Origin of the sequence: Streptomyces zinciresistens K42 (genome assembly GCF_000225525.1) — a bacterium.
Classification (GTDB): Bacteria; Actinomycetota; Actinomycetes; order Streptomycetales; family Streptomycetaceae; genus Streptomyces; species Streptomyces zinciresistens.
This window is the reverse complement of the sequence record NZ_AGBF01000027.1, coordinates 1-19,706: the sequence shown is the minus strand read 5'-3', so window position 1 is coordinate 19,706 and position 19,706 is coordinate 1. Positions and strand designations below refer to the sequence as shown.

The window sequence follows — 19,706 nt, the reverse complement described above, 5'->3', positions numbered from 1 at the left end:
CCGCACTCTATGGCATCCCCCCTGCGGACGACGGTGAATCCGCGAACATCACGGACTACTGCCGGTATCCGCTCAGGAACCGCCCGATCCGGCCGATCGCGGCCTCCAGGTCGTCCGCGTGCGGCAGGGTGAGGATCCGGAAGTGGTCGGGGGAGGGCCAGTTGAAGCCGGTGCCCTGCACGACCTGGATCTTCTCGCGCAGCAGCAGGTCGAGGACGAACCGCTCGTCGTCGTGGATGCGGTGCACCTTGGGGTCGAGGCGGGGGAAGGCGTACAGCGCGCCCTTCGGCTTCGCGCACGACACCCCGGGGATCTCGTTGAGCTTCTCCCAGGCCACGTCGCGCTGTTCGAGCAGCCGGCCGCCGGGCGCGGTGAGGTCGGTGATGGACTGCCGGCCGCCGAGCGCGGCCTGAATGGCGTACTGCGCGGGGGCGTTGGCGCACAGCCGCATGGAGGCGAGCATCGTCAGGCCCTCCAGATAGTCCTTCGCGTGGCCGCGCGGCCCGGTGACCACCAGCCAGCCCGAGCGGAAGCCCGCCACCCGGTACGTCTTGGACAGCCCGCAGAAGGTCAGGACCACGAGGTCGGGGGCGAGCGCGGCGGCCGAGTGGTGCACGGCGCCGTCGTAGAGGATCTGGTCGTAGATCTCGTCGGCGAACACCATCAGGCCGTGCCGGCGCGCGAGGTCGAGGACGCCCTCGACGATCTCCTCGGGGTAGACCGCGCCGGTGGGGTTGTTCGGGTTGATGAGGACCACGGCCCTCGTCCGGTCCGTGATCTTCGACGCCATGTCGGCCAGGTCCGGGTACCAGTCGGAGCGCTCGTCGCACAGGTAGTGCACGGCCTTGCCGCCGGCGAGCGTGGTCACCGCGGTCCACAGGGGGAAGTCCGGTGCGGGGATGAGGACTTCGTCACCGTCCTCCAGGAGCGCCTGGACGGCCATCGAGACCAGTTCGGAGACACCGTTGCCGAGGAGGACGTCGTCGACGTCCACTTCCAGGCCGAGTGCCTGGTAGCGCTGGGCGACCGCGCGGCGGGCGGAGAGGACACCGCGGGAGTCGGTGTAGCCGTGTGCCCGGGGGAGCATCCGGATCATGTCCTGGACGATCTCCTCCGGCGCCTCGAAGCCGAAGAGGGCCGGGTTGCCGGTGTTCAGCCGCAGCACGCTGTGGCCCGCCTCCTCCAGCGCGTTCGCGTGCTCGATCACCGGGCCGCGGATCTCGTAACAGACCTCGTTCAGCTTGCTCGACTGCCGGAACTCCATGCGCGCTCGCCCCTCCGGGTTCGTGTGTTGCTTGGTTTTACCAAGTTCGAGCTTGGAAAGTCCAACAACATGTCTAGACTGCGTCGCATGCCACCTCGCCGAAGCTACGACCAGTACTGTTCCGCCGCCCGCGCGCTCGACCTCGTCGGCGACCGCTGGACCCTGCTGATCGTCCGCGAACTGCTGGGCGGACCGCGGCGCTACACCGACCTGCACGCCGACCTCCCCGGCGTCAGCACCGACGTACTCGCCTCCCGGCTCAAGGACATGGAGCGCGACGGGCTGGCCACCCGGCGCAGACTGCCGCCCCCCGGCGCGGCCTTCGTGTACGAACTCACCCGGAGGGGAACAGAGTTGCTGCCCGTTCTCCAGGCGCTCGGCACCTGGGGCGAGGCCGAGCTCGGCGCGCGGCGGCCCACCGACGCGGTGCGCGCCCACTGGTTCGCGCTGCCCCTGCTGCGGTCCCTGGAGGGCGAGGGGCTGGTCGAAGTACGCCTGGACGAGGGCGAGTTCCATCTCCACGTCGGCGCCGAGGAAGGCCCGGCCTACGGGGACGGCCCGGCCCCGGGGGAGCCCGACGCGCGGCTGACACCGGACTCCGGGACCTGCGAGACCCTCGCGCGCGGCGAGTCCACCCTGGCGCACGCGGTGCGGGACGGCCGGATCGGGGTGACCGGCGACGGGAGCGTCGCCGAGGCCCTGCGCGAGGCCCGGACGCCGTGAGGCCCGCCGTACCCGAGCGGTACGGCGGGCCCCACCGGGTCGTTCCCGTGTGCGGTCAGGCCCCGGGCGGCACCCGGCCCGGCCGTCCCGCGCCCCGGGTCAGCGCGTAGCCGCCGATGCCCGCGAGCGCGGCCAGCAGCCCGCCGGCCGCCGTCCACACCCAGCGGTCCGACCACCACCCGGAGGTCCAGCCGTCCGCGGGCTCCAGGCTGGAGAGCACCGCCGGGTCCGGCGAACCGCCCTCGTCCTGCACCGACTTCGCGGCCACGCCCGGCACCAGCGGCGCCGCCAGCGAGCCGTCCACCGCCGCCGCGCCGCCGGCGTCCGCCGAGTCGGCCCGGACCCCGGCGCCCACCGGCAGCCCCCGGTCCGCGGCGGGCAGTCCCACGGCCGTCAGCCGGACGTAGTACGTGCCCGGCAGCGGATCGTCGGCCCACGGCTCCGACCAGGCGCGCACGGTACGCAGCACGCAGGCCAGCTCCACCGAGGAGGCGCCCGGCGCGGCGGTGCGCGTCTGCGCCCCGTACTGGCACGCCTGGCGGCGCCGCAGACCGTCGTACACGTCGAGCTGCCAGGTCTGCGCCGCGTGCCGCCCCGGCAGCTTCACCGTGGCCCTGACGGTGGGCCGCTGCCCGGCGTCCGCCGGGAACGACCAGTACAGGTAGTCACCCGTCGAGGCGGTCGCGGTGGCCCGCTGCCCCTGCTCGATCTCGGTCGCCGTACGGAAGGAGGTGCCCGCACGCGTCGGCCCCCGCCCGTCCTGCGAGGCGCTCGGGGACGGCGAGGAGTCGGCGGCGGCCGGCCCGGCCGCGAGCCCGAGCGCGATCAGCGCCGCGCCCAGCACACGTGCTGTACCCATCAGTTGGTCCTCCAGACCGCGACGCGCCAGCGCGAGAGCCAGCCCCGGACGGCACCGGCGAGGAAGCCGGCCAGGATCAGCGCGCCCAGCAGCCACCAGCCGCGCCCCAGGCCGAAGGAGGCCACGTCGGCCGGGCGCGAGGGCCCGTCCACGACGTCGACGGTCAGCTCCAGCGGCAGACCGGGCCCGGCCTCGACCCCGGAGGCCGCCGAGAAGGAGTGCGTCACCTGGAGGCACACCGCCTCCGCGGGGGCGGTGTCGTCGTCCGACTCCGCCTTCGGATAGCGCAGACCGGTCGATATCACGTCGGTGCGCCCGGTGCCCGCGGCCTCGCCGCGCACGATCTCCCGCCCCTTGGCCGTCACGGCCCGCAGCAGCACCCCGTACGAGGGATCGACCGGCCGGTCGGCCGACACGCTCACCGCGGCCCGCAGTTCCCGGCCGGGACGCACGTCCACGCGGTACCAGCGCTGCTCGCCGAACGCCTCGCGGTCGGTGTACAGGCCGGACTTGAGCGTCGGCGCCTTCGCGCACGCGTCCGCGCCGGACGCGGCGACCGGTGTCACCACGGGATCGGCGGCACGGTCCACCAACTGGTTCACCTTGTCGGTGAGTTGGTCAGTGCGTTCGACGGAGGTGAAGGTGCCTCCGGTGGCCTCGGCGATACAGCTGAGCTGCCGGCGCAGCGTGACGTCGGGCACCAGGCCCAGGGTGTCGATGGTCAGGCCGATGCCCTTGGCGGCGATGTCGCGGGCGACCTCGCACGGGTCCAGCGGAGCGCAGGTGTCCTGGCCGTCGCTGATCAGCACGATCCGCTTCGAGCCCGTGCCGCCGCCCAGGTCGTCCGCCGCCTTCAGCAGCGCGGGCCCGATCGGCGTCCAGCCGGTCGGCGTCAGCGTGGCGACGGCCGTCTTGGCCTCGGTGCGGTCGAGCGGGCCGACCGGGTAGAGCTGCGCGGTGTCCCTGCAGCCCGTCTTGCGGTCGTCGCCCGGATAGTTCGCCCCGAGTGTGCGGATGCCGAGCCGGACCTCCGGCGGGGTCGCGTCGAGCACCTCGTTGAACGCCTGCTTCGCCGCGGCCATCCGCGACTTCCCGTCGATGTCCTTCGTCCGCATCGAGCCGCTCACGTCGAGGACGAGGTCGACCTGCGGCGCGTTCGCACCGGTCTCGTCGGCGACCGCCCCGGCCGGGAACGCGATCCCGGCCATGAGCGCGGCGAGCAGGGCGCAGACCCCGGCCACCAGCCGTTGTGTTCTGATCATCGGCGGATCCTATTGACCAGAGGTGTGCCGCTTCAAACGAGGTCAGAACACCTCCGTGAGCAGGGGGTTGGGCAGTGCGGCCCAGTGGTCGCCGGGCGCGTCCGGCGACAGCCGCATCAGCGTGAGCGCCTTCGCGGGCAGCGGCTCCCCGCGCAGCGCCGCCAGATCCGCGGTCCGCGGCAGCAGCGGCACGGCCGCCGCCAGCGCCTCGCGCAGCGCCGCGCCCGAGCCGGCCGTGCCCGCGAGCGCCCCGGCCACCAGGGAGCCGAACAGCTTGCGGCGCAGGGCCGGTTCGTCGTCGGTGACGATCCGCCCGGTCAGCTCCGGCAGCGGGACGCCGTGCCGGGCGAGCCGCTGGGGACTGACCCGGATGTCGGCGAGGTCGCGGTAGACCAGCCGGACCGGCGAGCCGTCCGCCGCCAGCACCACGAGCAGGTTCTGCCCGTGCGCCTCCAGCGCCACCCCCAGTTCCAGCAGCCGCAGCCCCACGGTGAGCGCGAGCCCCGCGAACGCGGCCAGCCAGGGGGCGGAGCGCGGCAGCGCGGTCGTGGCGAGCGCGGCCACCGGCACCACCCGCTCGCCCTCGCGCGCGTACACCGCGGGCGACTCGCGGACCACCGCCGCGAGGTCCGGCGAGTGGGCGGTGGCCGCCCCGAGGGTGCGGGTGATGTGCAGCAGCCCGTCCGTGCGCGCCGCCAGTGTCTGCGCGAACTCCGACAGCGTGGCCGACATGCCGATGGAGTACACCGAGATGTCCCTGACCGACGAGGTCAGGCGCGCGCTCAGCGCGGTCTTGAGGTGCGGCCCGCCGGGCACGGCGAGCGTGCGCAGGGACATCAGCGGATGCGCGTCGACACCCGCCTCGAACGGGTCGCGCGGCCGCTTCAGCACATGCTCGGCCTGCCAGGGGTGCACCGGGACCAGCAGCCGCTCCCCGTCCCGCAGTTCCGCCGGCCAGACGCCGCTCACCAGGCACTCGCGGGCCCGCACCGGCACCAGCCCGAGCCGCACCACCGGCCCGTGCTCGGGGCCGTAGGCCAGTTGCTCGGCGACCGAGAACCCGGGCCGGGAGCGGCAGTTGGGGTGGAACGGATGGCCGTCGACGATCCGCTGCTCCCACTCCCAGTCGTGCACGGGCCACTCGTGCGGGAGCGGGTCCCGCGCGGCCCGCGACAGCGCCGACGAGGCGACGCTGTGGCCGAGTTCGGCCGCGAAGGACGTGCCGTGCGGTACGGACAGCGCGGTCACCAGCGCGGCGGGATCGCCGTAGGACGCCTCGTCCAGCCGCAGGCGGGTGACGTACCCGCCGGTGGCGTAGGGGTCCGCGGGCGGGCCGGACAGCCGGCGGCCGTCCGAAAGACGCAGCAGGAGACCGTCCCGGCCCCGCTCGCGGCCCGCCACCCACGGCAGCGGCTCATGGGCGAGCGCCCGCCACAGCCTGGTCAGCACGGCCGTCCGGGCCCCTGGGAGCGCGGCCGCGTAGCGCGCGGCGAGGTCGGGACGCACCTCGGCCAGTTCGGCGGCGACCTCGGTCTCGGCGCTGGAGGGACGGTGCACGGGCGGACTCCTCGGATGCGGGCGGCGCCGGACCGGTGCCGGCGACAGACATACTGATCGTCTCCTGTCCGGACGGACCGCAGAGAACGAATGGATCGCGTGCACCTCACCCCCCCGACCGCGGCCGGCGTGGCCGAACGCGCCGACGCCCTCGCCCTCGCCCCGCTGCTCAACTGCCTCCTGCGCGAGGCGGCCGTCCCCCTGGCGGAGGCCGACGCGGCCGACGGGCCCCGGGAGAGCGGCACGGCCGGGCCCGACGGCGTACGGCGGGTGCACCGGCTGCGCGGCTCCGGACGGCTGCTGCGGGTCCTCGGCGAGCGCCGGCCCGCCGAGCCCGAGCTGCGGGTGTCCGGGGCCTGGCGGCGGCTCGGCCACGCCGAGGCCGTCAAGCTCGTGTCCGACGAACTGCGCCGCCACACCGGTCTGTCCAACCACGAACTGCCCGCCGAGATCACCGCGAGCCGCGACACCCTGGCCGCCCTGCTCACGGCACGCGCGCGCACGGCGCTCCCGGACGACCCGTACCGGCGCTCGGAGCAGAGCCTGCTCACCGGCCACCCCTGCCATCCGGCCCCCAAGGCGCGCGGCGGCGGCCCGGCCGCGAGCTGGCTGCCCTACGCCCCCGAGGCGTACGCCCGCTTCCCGCTGACGCTGCTCGGGCTGCGCGAGGACCTGGTCGCCGAGGAGGGCGACACCGCCGCCCTGGACGCGCTGGGGCAGGCCCCGCCCGGCTACCGGCTGCTGCCCGCGCACCCCTGGCAGCTGGAGCTCGCGGCCGCCGAACTGGCCCCGGCGTTCGCCGACGGCCGGCTGGTGCGGCTCGGCACGACCTCCTTCGACACCTGGCCCACGGCGGCCGTGCGCACCCTCTACGTGCCCGGACGCGATCTCTTCCTGAAGTTCAGCCTGGACGTGCGCATCACCAACGACATCCGCCGGCTGTGGCGCCACGACCTGCTGCGACTGCGCCGCACGGACGCGGCGGCGGCCGCCGCGTTCGCGGCCCCGGGCGGCGCGGCCTGGCTCGGGGACCGCGGCTACCGCACGGCGGGCTTCGCCTTCGAGGCGCTCGCGGTCCTCGTCCGCGACGGGCTCGCGGACGCCGTGCCGCCGGGCGCGACCGCGCTGCTCGCCGCCGGACTCGCGGAGGGCTTCGAGGGCAGTCCGCTCGACGGCGCCGCAGACCCCGCGGCCTGGTGGGAGGCGTACCTCGCCCGGGTCGTACCGCCCGCCCTGGCCGCCTTCGCCGAGCACGGCGTCGTCGTCGAGGCCCATCTGCAGAACACCCTGGTCGCGGTGGACGGCGACGGGATGCCGGTGCGGGCGGTCTTCCGGGACGCCGAGGGCGTGAAGCTGCTGGGCGAGGTGTCGCGCGCGGCGGGCTGGGAGCGGCTGGTGTACTGCCTGGTCGTCAACCACCTCCTGGAGATCGCCGGCGCCCTGCGCGCCCGCAACCCGGCCCTGGACCCCTGGCCGGCCGTCCGCCGGGAGCTGGCCCGCCACGACCTGCCCGAGATCCCGGCCCTCCTCGCGTCGCCCACCCTGCCCGGCAAGACCAACCTGCTGCTGCGCTGGACCGGCGCGGACGGCGCCGACGCCCGCTACCTGCCCCTGCCGAATCCGCTGGCCGGGTGAGTCCTGGCTTACCCTGGCGGGTGTGCTGCGCGATGTGACTGCTGTCCGATACGTGACCCCGCTGCGGTCCGGCGGCTCCGTGCCCGCGGTCGTCGAGGCCGACGACGACGGCACCTACGTGGTGAAGTTCACCGGCTCCGCGCAGGGCCGCAAGGCGCTGGTCGCCGAGGTGATCGTCGGTGAGCTGGCCCGCGCCCTGGGGCTGCGCTTCCCCGAACTGGTGCTGGTGCACTTCGATCCCGCCATCGCCGACGGCGAGCCGCACCAGGAGGTGCGCGAGCTGCACGCCGCCAGCGCGGGCGTCAACCTCGGCATGGACTTCCTGCCGGGCGCGCGGGACTTCACGCCCGAGGTCGCGCGCACCTTCCCCGTGGGATCGCCGGAGGCGGGCCGGATCGTCTGGCTGGACGCCCTGACGGCGAACGTCGACCGCACGGTCCACAGCTCCAACCTGATGGTCTGGCCGACGCTCGGCACGGTCCCGCCCCGCCTGTGGCTGATCGACCACGGGGCGGCCCTGGTCTTCCACCACCGCTGGGACGGCTCGGACCCGGAGCGGGCCTACGACTTCCGCCACCACGCCCTCGGCCACTACGCCCCCGACGTGCGCGCCGCGGACGCCGAGCTGGCGCCGAGGGTGACCGAGGAGCTGCTGCGCTCGATCGTGGCGCGGGTCCCAGACGCCTGGCTGGCGGACGAGCCCGCCTTCACCGCGCCCGACGAGCAGCGCGCCGCCTACGTGGCCCACCTGCACGCGCGCGTGCGGGCCTCCGCGGCGTGGCTCCCCACCGACTTCCCCACCCGGGAGGAGATCGCCGCCGAGGAGGCGCAGCGGGCGGCCAGGACGCAGCGGGGCCGGCCCGCCTGGCTCCGGCAGGTCCCCGACCTGCACGGCAGGCCGGCCGCGGAACAGGACTGGTCGGGGCATCTGGGATGAGCGGCCGCGTCGAGATCGAGTACTGCACCCGGTGCGGCCGGCTGCCGCGCGCGGCCTGGCTCGCGCAGGAACTGCTCACCACCTTCGAGGCGGAGCTGTCCGAACTGGCCCTGCGGCCGTGCAGGGGCGGGGTGTTCGTGGTCCGGGTGGACGGCGAGGTGGTGTGGGACCGCCGCGCGCAGGGGTTCCCCGAGCCGACGGCCGTCAAGCGGGCCGTGCGTGTCCGGGTGGCCCCGGGCAGATCCCTGGGCCACCCGGACACGCCCGCTCCCTGACGTCAGCCCGTGAGCCGCTCGTACGCCGGCAGCGTCAGGAAGTCCGCGTAGTCGTCGTCGAGGGAGACCTCCAGGAGCAGGTCGTGCGCCTGCTGCCAGTGGCCGGCGGCGAAGGACTCCTCGCCGATCTCGGCGCGGATCGCGGCCAGTTCCTCGGCGGCGACCTTGCGGGCCAGCTCGGGCGTGGCCCGTTCGCCGTTCTCGAACGCGACGCCCGCGTTGATCCACTGCCAGATCTGGGAGCGGGAGATCTCGGCGGTGGCCGCGTCCTCCATCAGGTTGAAGATGGCGACCGCGCCCAGTCCGCGCAGCCACGCCTCGATGTAACGGATGCCCACCTGGACGGCGTTGACCAGCCCGGGGTACGTGGGCCGGGCGTCGAGGGAGTCGATCGCGATGAGGTCGGCGGCCGCCACGCGGACGTCCTCGCGCAGCCGGTCCTTCTGGTGCGGCCGGTCGCCGAGCACCTTGTCGAAGCACTCCATGGCGATCGGGACCAGGTCGGGGTGGGCGACCCAGGAGCCGTCGAAGCCGTCGCCGGCCTCGCGGTCCTTGTCGGCGCGGACCTTCTCGAAGGCGACCTTGTTCACCTCGGCGTCCCGGCGCGAGGGGATGAAGGCCGCCATGCCGCCGATCGCGTGCGCGCCGCGCTTGTGGCAGGTGCGGACGAGGAGTTCGGTGTAGGCGCGCATGAACGGGGCGGTCATCGTCACCGCGTTGCGGTCCGGCAGGACGAACCTGGGCCCGCCGTCACGGAAGTTCTTCACGATGGAGAACAGGTAGTCCCAGCGGCCCGCGTTCAGTCCGGAGGCGTGCTCGCGCAGTTCGTAGAGGATCTCCTCCATCTCGTAGGCGGCCGTGATCGTCTCGATCAGGACGGTGGCGCGGACGGTGCCCCGCGGGATGCCGACGTAGTCCTGCGCGAAGACGAAGACCTCGTTCCACAGGCGGGCCTCCAGGTGTGACTCCGTCTTCGGCAGGTAGAAGTACGGTCCCCTGCCGAGGTCGACGAGGCGCCGGGCGTTGTGGAAGAAGTACAGGCCGAAGTCGACCAGGGCGCCCGGCACCGGCTCCCCGCCGAGCTGGAGGTGGCGTTCGTTCAGATGCCAGCCGCGCGGGCGCATCACGACCGTGGCGAGCTCCGCGTCGGCCTTGAGGGCGTACGACTTGCCCGACGCCGCGTCGGTGAAGTCGATGGCGCGGGTGTGGGCGTCGCTCAGGTTGAGCTGGCCGAGGACGACGTTCTCCCAGGTGGGCGCGGAGGCGTCCTCGAAGTCGGCGAGCCAGACGCGGGCGCCGGAGTTGAGGGCGTTGACGGTCATCTTGCGGTCGGTGGGACCGGTGATCTCGACACGGCGGTCCAGCAGGGCGGGCGGGCAGGGCGCCACCCGCCAGGAGTCGTCCGCGCGCACGGCGGCCGTCTCCGGGAGGAAGTCGAGCGTGGACGTGCGGGCGATCTCGGCGCGGCGCTCGGCGCGGCGGGCGAGGAGTTCGTCACGGCGCGGCGTGAAGCGGCGGTGCAGCTCGGCCACGAAGGCGAGGGCCGCGTCCGTGAGGACCTCCTCCTGCCGGGGCAGGGGCTCGGCGCCGACGATGGCCAGCGGGGACGGCGCTGGTGCGGACATGAGCTGTCACTTCCTTCAGCGGGCTACGAGGACGAACTGCCGGACCGGCACCGGGTGCCAGTCTGCGCGGATACGTCGGACGGCGCCCGTGGAGGGGACGAGCGCTTCTGATCAGTGGATACTAGTTTCCTCATGGTGGAAGTTCAATGGTTTGTTGATGTCGAGACTCTCCGGGTCGAGGCAAGGTGGCTCCCCGTGCCACCCCCCTCACTCAAGGTGGGCCAGATCGTCCGGTGTGTCGATGTCGTACGGCTCGGCGAGGTCCCCGCACTCGATCAGCGTGAGCGTCCCGGCGTGCGCCCGCAGATACGCGCGTGCCCCCTGGTCGCCCGTCGCGCCCGCCGCGATCCCCGCCCAGTGGGCCGCGCCGAACAGCACCGGATGGCCGCGTACCCCGTCGTAGGCGGCCGAGACGAGCGACGTCTCGTCCTCGAAGGCGCCGAGCACGCGCGCGACGGCCGCCGCGCCGATGCCGGGCTGGTCGACGAGCGACACCAGCGCCGCCCGTGCCCCGGTGCCCGCCAGCGAGCGCAGCCCGGCGCGCAGCGAGGAGCCCATCCCCTCGGCCCAGTCCGGGTTGTCCACCAGGACGCAGCCGTCCAGCCGGGCCCGCGCGCGCACCGCCTCGGCCCGCGCGCCGAGCACCACGTGCACCCGGGCGCAGCCCGCCGCCCGCAGCACGCCCGCGGCGTGCTCGACCAGTGGCCGGCCGCGGTGGGTGAGCAGTGCCTTGGGCCGTCCGCCGAGCCGTCGACCGCCCCCGGCCGCGAGGAGCACTCCGGCCACCTGGGGCGCCTGTTCTTGCGTCATGCCTCCTGCATACCTGACACATGCGCGCGTGCTCGCCCCCCGCGGGGCTGAATTTGCGTCCGCGTGGTGGTGCTCGGATACCGGGTGGCGTTTACTGACCGGCGTCCCGGCGCCCGAGTTGCCGCGAGGGGTGCTTGGAGGGGGTTGCGCGACCGCGGGCGCACAACGGCGTGCGAGGGGGAGAGCTGTGGTGCGGAGCGTGAGGCAGAGGCCGGTGACGGGCAGCGACGAGGACCCGAGGGTGGTGCGACTGCGGACGGCCGTGTCCCGGCTGCGCCGCGAACTCGCCGCGCATCCTTCGGAGTTCCCCGACCGGGGGATCGCCGAGGACGAACTGGCGGCGCTCGCGGCGATGGCCCTCTCGGGGCGGCCCGAGCCGCCCCGGCTGCGCAGATCGCTGCTGCTGATCGCCGGGGCCATCGGATCGGTGAGCGCGCTGTCCCCGGGGCTCACCCAGGTGCGGGACGCCGTCGAATTGTTCGGCCCGCCCGCGCGCGGACGCGGCTGAGGAGGGCCGGTGGCGGGGGCCGCCCGGCCCGGATGCCCCCGCCCGCTCGCCCGCGCCACGGGCGGCGGCGCCCGTGTCCCTTCCGGGCCGGCCGCCCTGCGGGTCAGGCGCTGTTCTGGGTGGCCAGTGCCTCGGACAGTTCGGCGGCGACCTGGAGGAGCACCGGCACGATCTTGTCGGTGGCCGCCTCGGTCACCCGTCCGGCCGGGCCGGAGATCGAGAGGGCGGCGGCGGTGGGGGAGTCGGGGACGGGCACCGCGAGACAGCGCACCCCGACCTCCTGTTCGTTGTCGTCGACCGCGTAACCGGTGCGCCGCACGTCCTCCAGCGCCGCGAGGAAGCCGTCCGGCGTGGTGATCGTCCGCTCCGTGGCGGCCGGCATCCCGGTGCGCGCCAGCAGCGCCCGCACCTCCTGCGGCGGGAACCCGGCGAGCAGGGCCTTGCCGACGCCCGTGGAGTGCGGCAGGACGCGCCGGCCGACCTCGGTGAACATCCGCATGGAGTGCTTGGAGGGCACCTGCGCGACGTAGACGATCTCGTCGCCGTCCAGCAGGGCCATGTTCGCCGTCTCGCCGGTCTCCTCGACCAGCCGGGCGAGGTACGGGCGGGCCCAGGTGCCCAGCAGCCGGGAGGCGGACTCGCCGAGGCGGATCAGCCGGGGGCCCAGGGCGTAGCGGCGGTTGGGCTGCTGGCGGACGTACCCGCACGCGACCAGGGTGCGCATGAGACGGTGGATGGTGGGCAGCGGCAGCCCGCTGCTGGCGGACAGCTCGCTCAGGCCGACCTCGCCGCCCGCGTCGGCCATCCGCTCCAGCAGGTCGAAGGCGCGCTCTAGTGACTGGACCCCGCCGCCGCTGGACCTGGCGGAGTCGGTGGTGCTGGCGCTGGACGTCGGCACGGCGCGTTCCTTTCGGGACCGGTGGGAAGGCAGAAGCCTACCCGCGGGTCGGTCGACTTCCCGTTTGTGCGTCACTACGTTCTACCTGTCGGAATTGTATTTCCGCTTTGTGGAAACGTCCAGAGGTGCCGTGGCGGGTGCACCGGGGAGAAGTGTGCCCTTGACGGCGCGGGGGCGGGGGATGAGACTTTCAACAGAAAGTTGAATTCCGCCTCGCGGAAGCAACGGGGCGGCAGAGAGGGGTACGGGTGTCCGACGCCGAACTGGTGCTGCGCTCCACGCGCGTCATCACCCCGGAAGGGACGCGGCCCGCCTCGGTCGCCGTCTCCGCCGGCACGATCACGGCCGTACTCGGCCACGACGCCGACGTCCCGCCCGGCGCCCGGCTGGAGGAACTCGGCGACGACGTCCTGCTGCCCGGCCTGGTCGACACGCACGTGCACGTCAACGACCCCGGCCGCACCGAGTGGGAGGGCTTCTGGACCGCCACCCGCGCCGCGGCGGCCGGCGGCATCACCACCCTCGTCGACATGCCCCTCAACTCCCTCCCGCCGACCACCACCGTCGACGGCCTGCGCGTCAAGCGCGAGGTCGCCGCCGACAAGGCCCACATCGACGTCGGCTTCTGGGGCGGCGCCCTGCCCGGCAACGTCAAGGACCTGCGCCCCCTGCACGAGGCCGGCGTCCTCGGCTTCAAGGCGTTCCTCTCCCCGTCCGGCGTCGAGGAGTTCCCGCACCTCGACCAGGACGGGCTCGCCCGCTCCCTGGCCGAGATCACCTCCTTCGGCGGCCTGCTCATCGTGCACGCCGAGGACCCCCGCCACCTCGACGCGGCCCCGCGGCACGGCGGCCCCCGGTACGCCGACTTCCTCGCCTCGCGCCCGCGCGACGCCGAGGACACCGCGATCGCCCAACTGATCGCGCAGGCCGCCCGGCTGAACGCCCGCGTGCACGTCCTGCACCTGTCCTCCGGCGACGCCCTGCCGCTGATCGCGCGGGCCCGGCGCGAGGGCGTCCGGATCAGCGTCGAGACCTGCCCGCACTACCTCACCCTCACCGCCGAGGAAGTCCCCGACGGCGCCAGCGAGTTCAAGTGCTGCCCGCCGATCCGCGAGGCCGCCAACCAGGACCTGCTCTGGCAGGCGCTGGCCGACGGCACCATCGACTGCGTGGTCACCGACCACTCGCCCTCCACCGCCGACCTGAAGACCGACGACTTCGCCACCGCCTGGGGCGGGATCTCCGGACTCCAGCTCAGCCTGGCGGCCGTGTGGACCGAGGCCCGCAGGCGCGGCCACGGCCTGGAGGACGTCGTGCGCTGGATGTCCACGCGCACCGCCGAACTCGTCGGACTCGACGACCGCAAGGGCGCCATCGCCCCCGGCCGCGACGCCGACTTCGCCGTCCTCGCACCCGACGCCGCGTTCACCGTCGACCCGGCCGCCCTCCAGCACCGCAACCGCGTGACGGCGTACGCGGGCAGGACGCTGCACGGCGTCGTGAAGTCCACCTGGCTGCGCGGCGAACGCATCGTCGCGGGCGGCGAGTTCACCGACCCGAAGGGGCGGCTGCTCACCCGCACCAGCTGAATCCCACCCATCGAGCCCGAAAGGCAGACCTGATCACCGTGACGGCGATCCCCACGTTCACCGGCGACGCCCACCCCTACAGCGGCGGCGACCCCTACGCGGACTACCGCACCGCCGACTTCCCCTTCACCCGGTACGCCGACCTCGCCGACCGCCGCCTCGGCGCCGGAGTCATCGCCGCCAACGACGAGTTCTTCGCCCAGCGCGAGAACCTGCTGGTGCCCGAGCGGGCCGAGTTCGACCCCGAGCGCTTCGGGCACAAGGGCAAGATCATGGACGGCTGGGAGACCCGCCGGCGGCGCGGCGCCTCCGCCGACCACCCCTGGCCGACCGCCGAGGACCACGACTGGGCGCTGATACGCCTCGGCACGCCCGGCGTGATCCGCGGGATCGTCGTCGACACCGCCCACTTCCGCGGCAACTACCCGCAGGCCGTGTCCGTCGAGGCCACGGCGGTGGCCGGCGCCCCGTCGCCGGAGGAACTGCTCGCCGACGACGTCAAGTGGACGACCCTCGTCCCGCGCACACCCGTCGGCGGCCACGCCGCGAACGGGTTCGCCGTGGCGGCCGAGGCGCGCTTCACCCATCTGCGGGTCAGCCAGCACCCCGACGGCGGCATCGCCCGGCTGCGCGTCCACGGCGAGGTCGTGCCCGACCCCCGCTGGCTGGAGGTCCTCGGCACCTTCGACGTGGTCGCCCTGGAGAACGGCGGCCGGGTCGAGGACGCCTCCGACCTCTTCTACTCGCCCGCCACCCACACCATCCAGCCGGGCCGCTCGCGCAAGATGGACGACGGCTGGGAGACCCGCAGGCGCCGCGACCGGGGCAACGACTGGATCGACTACCGGCTGGCCGCGCAGTGCCTGATCCGGGCGGTCGAGATCGACACGGCGTACCTCAAGGGCAACAGCGCCGGCTGGGCGGCCGTCTCGGTCCGCGACGGCGAGGACGGCGCGTGGACGCCCGTCCTCGAACGCACCCGCCTCCAGCCCGACACCAACCACCGCTTCGTCCTGCCGGTCCCCGCCGTCGGCACGCACGCGCGCGTGGACATCTTCCCCGACGGCGGCATCTCCCGGCTGCGGCTGCACGGCTCGCTGACGGAGGCGGGCGCGGCCGGGCTCACCGCCCGCCACCAGGAGCTCGGCGGCTGACAGCCCCCCGCGGGCGCGGTACCCGTGGGGCGCGACGGGCGGGACAGCACCGGCGCGCCCCACGGCCCGCACGCCGCGTGAGGGCCGTCGACGGTGAACTCGGCACCCGTGACGAACCCCGCCCCGCGAGATGCGCGACCGCGGAGGCCACCTCGATCATCGTCACGCGTGCGTCCCCGCGCGGCCCGCACCGCGCCACCGGCGGCCACCGGACGCCGCGTCCCCCGGCCCGCCACCGATGAGTTGCGGGTGCCCGGGGGGTCTGAGGTGATGACAGCAGGACTCACCCCGGAAAAGAGGCACTCCCCATGGGCACGCTCGTCTCCACCCTCTTCGTCACGCTCGACGGCGTCTACCAGGCGCCCGGCGGCGCGGAGGAGGACACCCGCGGCGGCTTCCCGCACGGCGGCTGGAGCTTCCCCTACAACGACGAGGACTTCGGCCGCTTCGTCGGCGGGGTCTTCACCCGTCCGGCCGCCTTCCTCCTCGGGCGCCGCACGTACGACATCTTCGCCTCGTTCTGGCCGAAGGTCACCGATCCCGCCGACCCGGTCGCCGCCAAGCTGAACACCCTGCCGAAGTACGTCCCCTCCGCCACCCTCACCGACCCCGCCTGGGAGTCCACCACGGTGCTCGCGGGCGACCTCGGCAAGGAGGTGGGCGCCCTCAAGGAGCGCACCGACGGCGAGATCCAGGTGCACGGCAGCGGCGCCCTCGTCCGCTCCCTGCTGGCGCTGGACCTCGTGGACACCCTGCACCTGCTGACGTTCCCCGTCGTGCTCGGCACCGGCCACCGCCTGTTCCCCGAGGGCGCCCGGCCCACCGCCTTCCGGCACACCGGCGGCAGCGTCACGGGCAAGGGGGTGGCCATCAACTCCTACGCCCTGGCAGGGCGCCCCGAGTACGGCACCTTCGAGCTCCCCGGGGAGGGCTGAGCGCCCCGCGCCGCGCGCGCGGGACGTGGGCCTTCGCCGCGGAACCGGCGAAGGCCCCGCGGACTCAGCCCGCCTCGGCGGCGATCCAGGCGTCCAACTGCTCGCGGGTCGTCGCGGGATCCGCGATCAGCTCGGCCAGCTCGTCGTCGGCCCGGTGCCGGGTCGAGACGGCCGGACAGCGCCGGCAGGCGTCGACGCCGCTCTGGCTCCACCACTGGCACCGGGTGCGCAGATGGCACCGCGGGACCCCGGCCGCCCCGGCCGGAGGCTTCGCGAGCACCCGCTCGACCAGCGTGCAGTCGTCGCCCCTGCGGTTCACGCAGCCGCTGACGCAGTGCGAGGCGAACCGCAGGATGCGGCGCGGGTCCACCCCCTCGGGCACCTCGCCCAGCACCCGCGACGCGGGCACGGGGTCGGCCAGGTAGACCACCGCCCCGTCCTGCCCGGACCGCACCCCGAGGACGACCGCCTCGGGCGCGTGCGCCTCACCGCTGGGACACCAGCTCGTCGGGACCTCGTCCTCGTCCACGGTTCCCGCCCTCCGTGGGTCAGAAGGGGGCCACGGCGGCCCGGCCGACGGGGTTCGTGCTCAGGTCCGCGCCGCCGTCCGCCAGCTCCGCCGCCGCGGCCTGCTGGATGCTCGCCGTCAGCTGCGCCGCCGAGGTGATGCGCTCGGCCTTGGCGGGGGCGGCGCCGGCCGCGCCGGCACCCGCCGCGAGGAATCCGGCGGCGAGCAGGGCCGCGGCCCCGGTCGCCGCAGCCGTTCTGGTCGAGTTCTTCATGACGACTCCTTCACTGTGGAGCGGTCCCGGGCACCGCCGTCGGACGGCGCGAGACCACCTGGACGGACACGCACGGCCGCGACGGATTCGCAGCCGCTCACAAGGGCAGCAGGCTAGGCGCCCGGTCGCGCCACGGGCGGCAGTTGCGGCGGCGGCCGACCGGCAGAACACCGCCCTACAGGGGCCGAAGGGAACTCGGCGGGTGCAGGAATGGCCGGTTTCTTTCCGGCCGCGGGGGAATTCCCGGGGCGCCGCGATCGGGCCGCGATATCCGCCCGGAAGTTCCGCCGCCACGAACCGGCCGCCCTTATTCCACCGTCATTCGTCCCCATCGAGCCACCCTCTCGCCACGGCCCGGCAACCGGCCTGGAAGCGGCTGCGGGCACCCAGGAGTTCCATCAGGTCGGCCGCGATGCGCCGCGCGGTGCGCGGGGAGACCCCGAGCCGCTTGGCGACCACCTCGTCGGTCAGCCCGCGGCTCAACAGGCGCAGAGCCTCCGCCTCCTGGGGCGTCAGACCGCGCTCGTTGCGGTCGCGGGCCGCCGTCCCGAGCGGCACGGCGTTCTCCCAGAGGGTCTCGAAGAGGGCGCTCAGGGCGGTCAGGGTGCCGCTCCCGGTCAGCACCAGCGCGCCGGCCCCGCTGTCCTCCTCGTCGGTCGGCACGATGGCCGTGCGGTGGTCCAGGATCATCAGGCGGATGGGCAGGGACGGGGCGGTACGCACCTCGCCGCCCAGCCCGGTGAGCCACTTCGCGTAGGCGTTCGTCGCGGGGCTGTTGCGCACGCTGTCCAGATAGACGGTCCGCATCCGCACCCCGCGTCCGAGCAGTTCCAGGTCCTGGGGATGGGCCGCCTCCATGTTCTCCGTGGTCTGGGCGCCGTCCGGCGCCAGCGTCATCACGTCCGAGGCGACGTCCTTGACGAGGATGCTGATGCGGTCGCGTATCTCCTCGATGCTGTCGAGGCGTTCGACCTCCTCGGTGAGGTGCCGCGGCCGGGCCAGCGAGAACTCCGCCGTCAGATGGGCGGCCGCGAGCCGGAGTTGCTCGATGCGCTGCTGCTCGGTGGCCAAACGTTCCTGCTGGCGTGCGATGAGCGCCTGCACACCGATCTCCGGATCCACGGCCCGAAAGGAGTGCGGAGCCTCTGAGGAGGTCCGGATCAGGGCCAGTTCACTGAGCTTGTCGAGCGCGCCGCGCAGGTCCGCGTCCGAAAGGCCCAGCTCCCGCCGCAGTTCGCCCAGGCCGGACCGCGGCCGGGCGAGCAGTGCGCGGTAGACGGATTCACAGGTCCGGTCAAGACCGAGTGCAGCCAAAACCATGCTCTCCCCCGGGCTGTTGGCTGTTCGACAACGGGGGACATCCAAGCACGCATACCCGGGTGTCACCAGTTCCCGGAGAAATCCCGAGGGTTCCATTGCCGGGGAAGGTGGCCATTTCAGGCACTGGCAGAAAGCGTCCAGCTTTCCGGCTTGCCGGTGCCGGGTTGCTTGCCGAGTGTCGGAGGATGCATCTCATTCATGTGCGCCTGCACACGCCCCGCGACTTCCGGGTGCCGGACGATCTGGCCGCACAGTTCATCGCGCAGGCCACGTCCGCGGAGGGTGTCGAGCACGTGAGCGTCCACCCGTGCGGCGGGCAGGCGCTGACCGTCGGGGTCTACGTCACCGCCGAGTCCCTCCTGGTCGCCGAGGAGTCCGCGCTCGCGGTCTCGCGGCGCAGCGTCGCGCGCGTGCCCGCGCTGCGCAGGAGCCGGATCACCAGCTGCTCGGCGGCGCTCGTGGGGGTGTACTTCGACCGCCTCCTGGAACACCCTGGTGGCGATGGACGGACTATGCGGCTGCCGGATGAGGACACGTCCGCGAGCTGACAGACGCTCGGCGCCGGGCCGAGAGTGGTGGCACCGGAAGACGGAAGCCCTCCACGGGGCGGACGTCACCGGGACCCGGAGGCCCGCACGCGGCCTCCCGGCAGATCCCCACGATCCATTCGCCGCACCGTCGGTCAGGAGGCCGTTTCATGTCCGCTATGTCCAACATTGTCGCTAAGTTCGCCGCCACTCTCGCCCTCGTCGCGGTGCCCGCCGTCGGCCTCGCCGCGGTCGGCGCGCACGCCGGGTCCGCCGGCGCCGGCATGCGGGTCGTCGCCGACGAGACCACCGCCACCCCCTCCGCCGACCCGACCGCCGGCAAGGACACCACCGGCTGGCAGTGAGCGCCCCTCCCTGGCGGCGGAACGCGAGACGCCGAGGCACCGAGGCGCCGAGGCGCCGAAGTACCGAGGCGCGAGACACCGAAGTACCTAGGCACCGAAGTACCTAGGCACCGAGGCACCGAGGCACCGAGGCACCGAGACACCGAGACACCGAGACACCGAGACACCGAGGCACCGAGGCACGAGACGGGGGACAGGAACCGTGACCACGCCCACCAGAACCAGCCCCTTCGGATCTCTGCTCCAGTTCCACCGCATCCGGGAGGGGTACACCCAGCAGCAGCTCGCCGACTTCTCGGCGCTGAGCGTGCGCGCCATCCGCGACCTCGAACACGGGCGCGTCGAACGGCCGCGGCAGGACACCGTACGCCTGCTGGCCGACGCCCTGCGGCTCGACGAGCAGAGCCGCGACCACTTCGCCAGGGCCGCCCGCGCCGTCCAGGCGGACCGCGCCGGCGCCGCCGAATGGGCCGCCGTCGCCGCACGGACCGGGTACGAGTACGCGACCATCCTGCTCGCCTCCCTGTCCCCCGACGCGGGGGACGGCGCCTGGGAGTCCGCCCTCAACGACATGGCCAAGCAGTCCTGGCGCCTGCTCGCCGTCGACCAGGGCGTGGCGTTCCTGGAACGCCGGCTCGCCGTCTGACACCGGGCGCCCCGCGCCGCCCGCGCCCCCACGCG

Annotated in this window: 21 protein-coding genes; 11 read left to right on the top strand and 10 right to left on the bottom strand. The window is 74.0% G+C overall.

Annotated features, from left to right (window positions below; translation table 11 throughout):
- Positions 1–55: 55 nt before the first annotated feature.
- Complete coding sequence (locus SZN_RS11630; protein WP_007494534.1) at positions 56–1,264, bottom strand: pyridoxal phosphate-dependent aminotransferase; 1,209 nt, start codon at positions 1,262–1,264, stop codon at positions 56–58.
- Between the two features lie 87 nt (positions 1,265–1,351).
- Here SZN_RS11630 and SZN_RS11625 point away from each other — a divergent pair, with 87 nt between their 5' ends.
- Positions 1,352–1,987: a winged helix-turn-helix transcriptional regulator gene (locus SZN_RS11625; RefSeq protein ID WP_007494532.1), complete on the top strand. Its 636-nt coding sequence runs from the start codon at positions 1,352–1,354 to the stop codon at positions 1,985–1,987.
- A 55-nt stretch (positions 1,988–2,042) separates the two neighbouring features.
- Here SZN_RS11625 and SZN_RS11620 read toward each other — a convergent pair whose 3' ends face one another.
- Genes SZN_RS11620 through SZN_RS11610 form a run of 3 tightly spaced genes read right to left on the bottom strand, consistent with a single transcriptional unit; the run spans position 2,043 to position 5,665 of the window.
- Positions 2,043–2,846: a hypothetical protein gene (locus SZN_RS11620; protein ID WP_007494529.1), complete on the bottom strand. Its 804-nt coding sequence runs from the start codon at positions 2,844–2,846 to the stop codon at positions 2,043–2,045.
- Positions 2,846–4,108: a VWA domain-containing protein gene (locus SZN_RS11615; RefSeq protein ID WP_043730062.1), complete on the bottom strand. Its 1,263-nt coding sequence runs from the start codon at positions 4,106–4,108 to the stop codon at positions 2,846–2,848. The genes SZN_RS11620 and SZN_RS11615 overlap by 1 nt, the downstream gene beginning before the upstream one ends.
- A gap of 42 nt (positions 4,109–4,150) precedes the next feature.
- The gene (locus SZN_RS11610; protein ID WP_007494525.1) at positions 4,151–5,665 is read right to left on the bottom strand and encodes an IucA/IucC family protein; all 1,515 of its coding nucleotides are present in this window, start codon (positions 5,663–5,665) and stop codon (positions 4,151–4,153) included.
- 90 nt (positions 5,666–5,755) lie between these two features.
- Here SZN_RS11610 and SZN_RS37650 point away from each other — a divergent pair, with 90 nt between their 5' ends.
- Genes SZN_RS37650 through SZN_RS11595 form a run of 3 tightly spaced genes read left to right on the top strand, consistent with a single transcriptional unit; the run spans position 5,756 to position 8,512 of the window.
- Entirely contained in the window at positions 5,756–7,300 is a 1,545-nt protein-coding gene (locus tag SZN_RS37650) for an IucA/IucC family protein (RefSeq protein WP_007494523.1), read from the top strand.
- 22 nt (positions 7,301–7,322) lie between these two features.
- Positions 7,323–8,237, top strand: a complete 915-nt coding sequence (locus tag SZN_RS11600; RefSeq protein WP_063741748.1) for a HipA family kinase — start codon at positions 7,323–7,325, stop codon at positions 8,235–8,237.
- On the top strand, positions 8,234–8,512 hold the full coding sequence (locus SZN_RS11595) for an Rdx family protein (RefSeq protein WP_007494519.1): 279 nt from the start codon (positions 8,234–8,236) through the stop codon (positions 8,510–8,512). Before SZN_RS11600 ends, SZN_RS11595 begins: the two co-directional genes overlap by 4 nt.
- Positions 8,513–8,514: 2 nt before the next feature.
- Here the strand turns inward: SZN_RS11595 and aceB are convergent, their stop codons facing one another.
- Together aceB and SZN_RS11585 are read right to left on the bottom strand one after the other, a co-directional pair.
- A complete protein-coding gene (gene aceB, locus SZN_RS11590; protein WP_007494516.1) occupies positions 8,515–10,137 on the bottom strand; it encodes a malate synthase A in 1,623 nt (540 codons plus the stop codon).
- 207 nt (positions 10,138–10,344) lie between these two features.
- A complete protein-coding gene (locus SZN_RS11585; protein WP_007494514.1) occupies positions 10,345–10,947 on the bottom strand; it encodes a nucleotidyltransferase family protein in 603 nt (200 codons plus the stop codon).
- A gap of 187 nt (positions 10,948–11,134) precedes the next feature.
- On the opposite strand from SZN_RS11585, the gene SZN_RS11580 reads away from it, so the two are divergent.
- Positions 11,135–11,455 carry a DUF5955 family protein gene (locus tag SZN_RS11580; protein ID WP_043730059.1) on the top strand — a complete coding sequence of 107 codons (321 nt, stop codon included), beginning with the start codon at positions 11,135–11,137 and terminating at the stop codon, positions 11,453–11,455.
- Between the two features lie 103 nt (positions 11,456–11,558).
- Here the strand turns inward: SZN_RS11580 and SZN_RS11575 are convergent, their stop codons facing one another.
- Positions 11,559–12,353, bottom strand: a complete 795-nt coding sequence (locus tag SZN_RS11575) for an IclR family transcriptional regulator (RefSeq protein WP_007494510.1) — start codon at positions 12,351–12,353, stop codon at positions 11,559–11,561.
- Positions 12,354–12,601: 248 nt separating this feature from the next.
- Here SZN_RS11575 and allB point away from each other — a divergent pair, with 248 nt between their 5' ends.
- From allB to SZN_RS11560, 3 genes are all read left to right on the top strand, one after another.
- Positions 12,602–13,942 (top strand): allantoinase AllB, encoded by a 1,341-nt coding sequence (gene allB, locus SZN_RS11570; RefSeq protein WP_007494508.1) that lies wholly within the window; start codon positions 12,602–12,604, stop codon positions 13,940–13,942.
- Positions 13,943–13,980: 38 nt separating this feature from the next.
- Positions 13,981–15,096 carry an allantoicase gene (gene alc, locus SZN_RS11565; protein ID WP_007494506.1) on the top strand — a complete coding sequence of 372 codons (1,116 nt, stop codon included), beginning with the start codon at positions 13,981–13,983 and terminating at the stop codon, positions 15,094–15,096.
- Positions 15,097–15,404: 308 nt separating this feature from the next.
- Positions 15,405–16,031 carry a dihydrofolate reductase family protein gene (locus tag SZN_RS11560; protein WP_007494503.1) on the top strand — a complete coding sequence of 209 codons (627 nt, stop codon included), beginning with the start codon at positions 15,405–15,407 and terminating at the stop codon, positions 16,029–16,031.
- A 64-nt stretch (positions 16,032–16,095) separates the two neighbouring features.
- Here the strand turns inward: SZN_RS11560 and SZN_RS11555 are convergent, their stop codons facing one another.
- The 3 genes from SZN_RS11555 to SZN_RS11545 all read right to left on the bottom strand — a co-directional run bounded on the left by SZN_RS11555 (position 16,096) and on the right by SZN_RS11545 (position 18,133).
- Positions 16,096–16,560 carry a hypothetical protein gene (locus SZN_RS11555; RefSeq protein ID WP_007494501.1) on the bottom strand — a complete coding sequence of 155 codons (465 nt, stop codon included), beginning with the start codon at positions 16,558–16,560 and terminating at the stop codon, positions 16,096–16,098.
- A 19-nt stretch (positions 16,561–16,579) separates the two neighbouring features.
- On the bottom strand, positions 16,580–16,813 hold the full coding sequence (locus SZN_RS11550) for a hypothetical protein (protein ID WP_007494499.1): 234 nt from the start codon (positions 16,811–16,813) through the stop codon (positions 16,580–16,582).
- Between the two features lie 318 nt (positions 16,814–17,131).
- Positions 17,132–18,133: a helix-turn-helix transcriptional regulator gene (locus SZN_RS11545; protein ID WP_043730055.1), complete on the bottom strand. Its 1,002-nt coding sequence runs from the start codon at positions 18,131–18,133 to the stop codon at positions 17,132–17,134.
- A gap of 185 nt (positions 18,134–18,318) precedes the next feature.
- Between SZN_RS11545 and SZN_RS11540 the strand changes: the two genes are divergently transcribed.
- From SZN_RS11540 to SZN_RS43465, 3 genes are all read left to right on the top strand, one after another.
- Positions 18,319–18,681, top strand: a complete 363-nt coding sequence (locus tag SZN_RS11540) for a hypothetical protein (protein ID WP_139063547.1) — start codon at positions 18,319–18,321, stop codon at positions 18,679–18,681.
- 158 nt (positions 18,682–18,839) lie between these two features.
- Positions 18,840–19,025 (top strand): hypothetical protein, encoded by a 186-nt coding sequence (locus SZN_RS11535; protein WP_007494493.1) that lies wholly within the window; start codon positions 18,840–18,842, stop codon positions 19,023–19,025.
- 202 nt (positions 19,026–19,227) lie between these two features.
- Complete coding sequence (locus SZN_RS43465) at positions 19,228–19,671, top strand: helix-turn-helix domain-containing protein (RefSeq protein WP_007494491.1); 444 nt, start codon at positions 19,228–19,230, stop codon at positions 19,669–19,671.
- The last annotated feature ends 35 nt before the right edge of the window (positions 19,672–19,706 follow it).

What these genes read in the sequence shown, in the direction of transcription:
- SZN_RS11560 (WP_007494503.1), top strand. Translation starts at nt 15,405, where the DNA reads ATGGGCACGCTCGTCTCCACCCTCTTCGTCACGCTCGACGGCGTCTAC.
- SZN_RS11545 (WP_043730055.1), bottom strand. Translation starts at nt 18,133, where the DNA reads ATGGTTTTGGCTGCACTCGGTCTTGACCGGACCTGTGAATCCGTCTAC.
- SZN_RS11595 (WP_007494519.1), top strand. Translation starts at nt 8,234, where the DNA reads ATGAGCGGCCGCGTCGAGATCGAGTACTGCACCCGGTGCGGCCGGCTG.
- SZN_RS11540 (WP_139063547.1), top strand. Translation starts at nt 18,319, where the DNA reads ATGCATCTCATTCATGTGCGCCTGCACACGCCCCGCGACTTCCGGGTG.
- SZN_RS37650 (WP_007494523.1), top strand. Translation starts at nt 5,756, where the DNA reads ATGGATCGCGTGCACCTCACCCCCCCGACCGCGGCCGGCGTGGCCGAA.
- SZN_RS11550 (WP_007494499.1), bottom strand. Translation starts at nt 16,813, where the DNA reads ATGAAGAACTCGACCAGAACGGCTGCGGCGACCGGGGCCGCGGCCCTG.
- SZN_RS11535 (WP_007494493.1), top strand. Translation starts at nt 18,840, where the DNA reads ATGTCCAACATTGTCGCTAAGTTCGCCGCCACTCTCGCCCTCGTCGCG.
- SZN_RS11625 (WP_007494532.1), top strand. Translation starts at nt 1,352, where the DNA reads ATGCCACCTCGCCGAAGCTACGACCAGTACTGTTCCGCCGCCCGCGCG.
- SZN_RS11620 (WP_007494529.1), bottom strand. Translation starts at nt 2,846, where the DNA reads ATGGGTACAGCACGTGTGCTGGGCGCGGCGCTGATCGCGCTCGGGCTC.
- SZN_RS11585 (WP_007494514.1), bottom strand. Translation starts at nt 10,947, where the DNA reads ATGACGCAAGAACAGGCGCCCCAGGTGGCCGGAGTGCTCCTCGCGGCC.
- aceB (WP_007494516.1), bottom strand. Translation starts at nt 10,137, where the DNA reads ATGTCCGCACCAGCGCCGTCCCCGCTGGCCATCGTCGGCGCCGAGCCC.
- SZN_RS11630 (WP_007494534.1), bottom strand. Translation starts at nt 1,264, where the DNA reads ATGGAGTTCCGGCAGTCGAGCAAGCTGAACGAGGTCTGTTACGAGATC.
- SZN_RS11615 (WP_043730062.1), bottom strand. Translation starts at nt 4,108, where the DNA reads ATGATCAGAACACAACGGCTGGTGGCCGGGGTCTGCGCCCTGCTCGCC.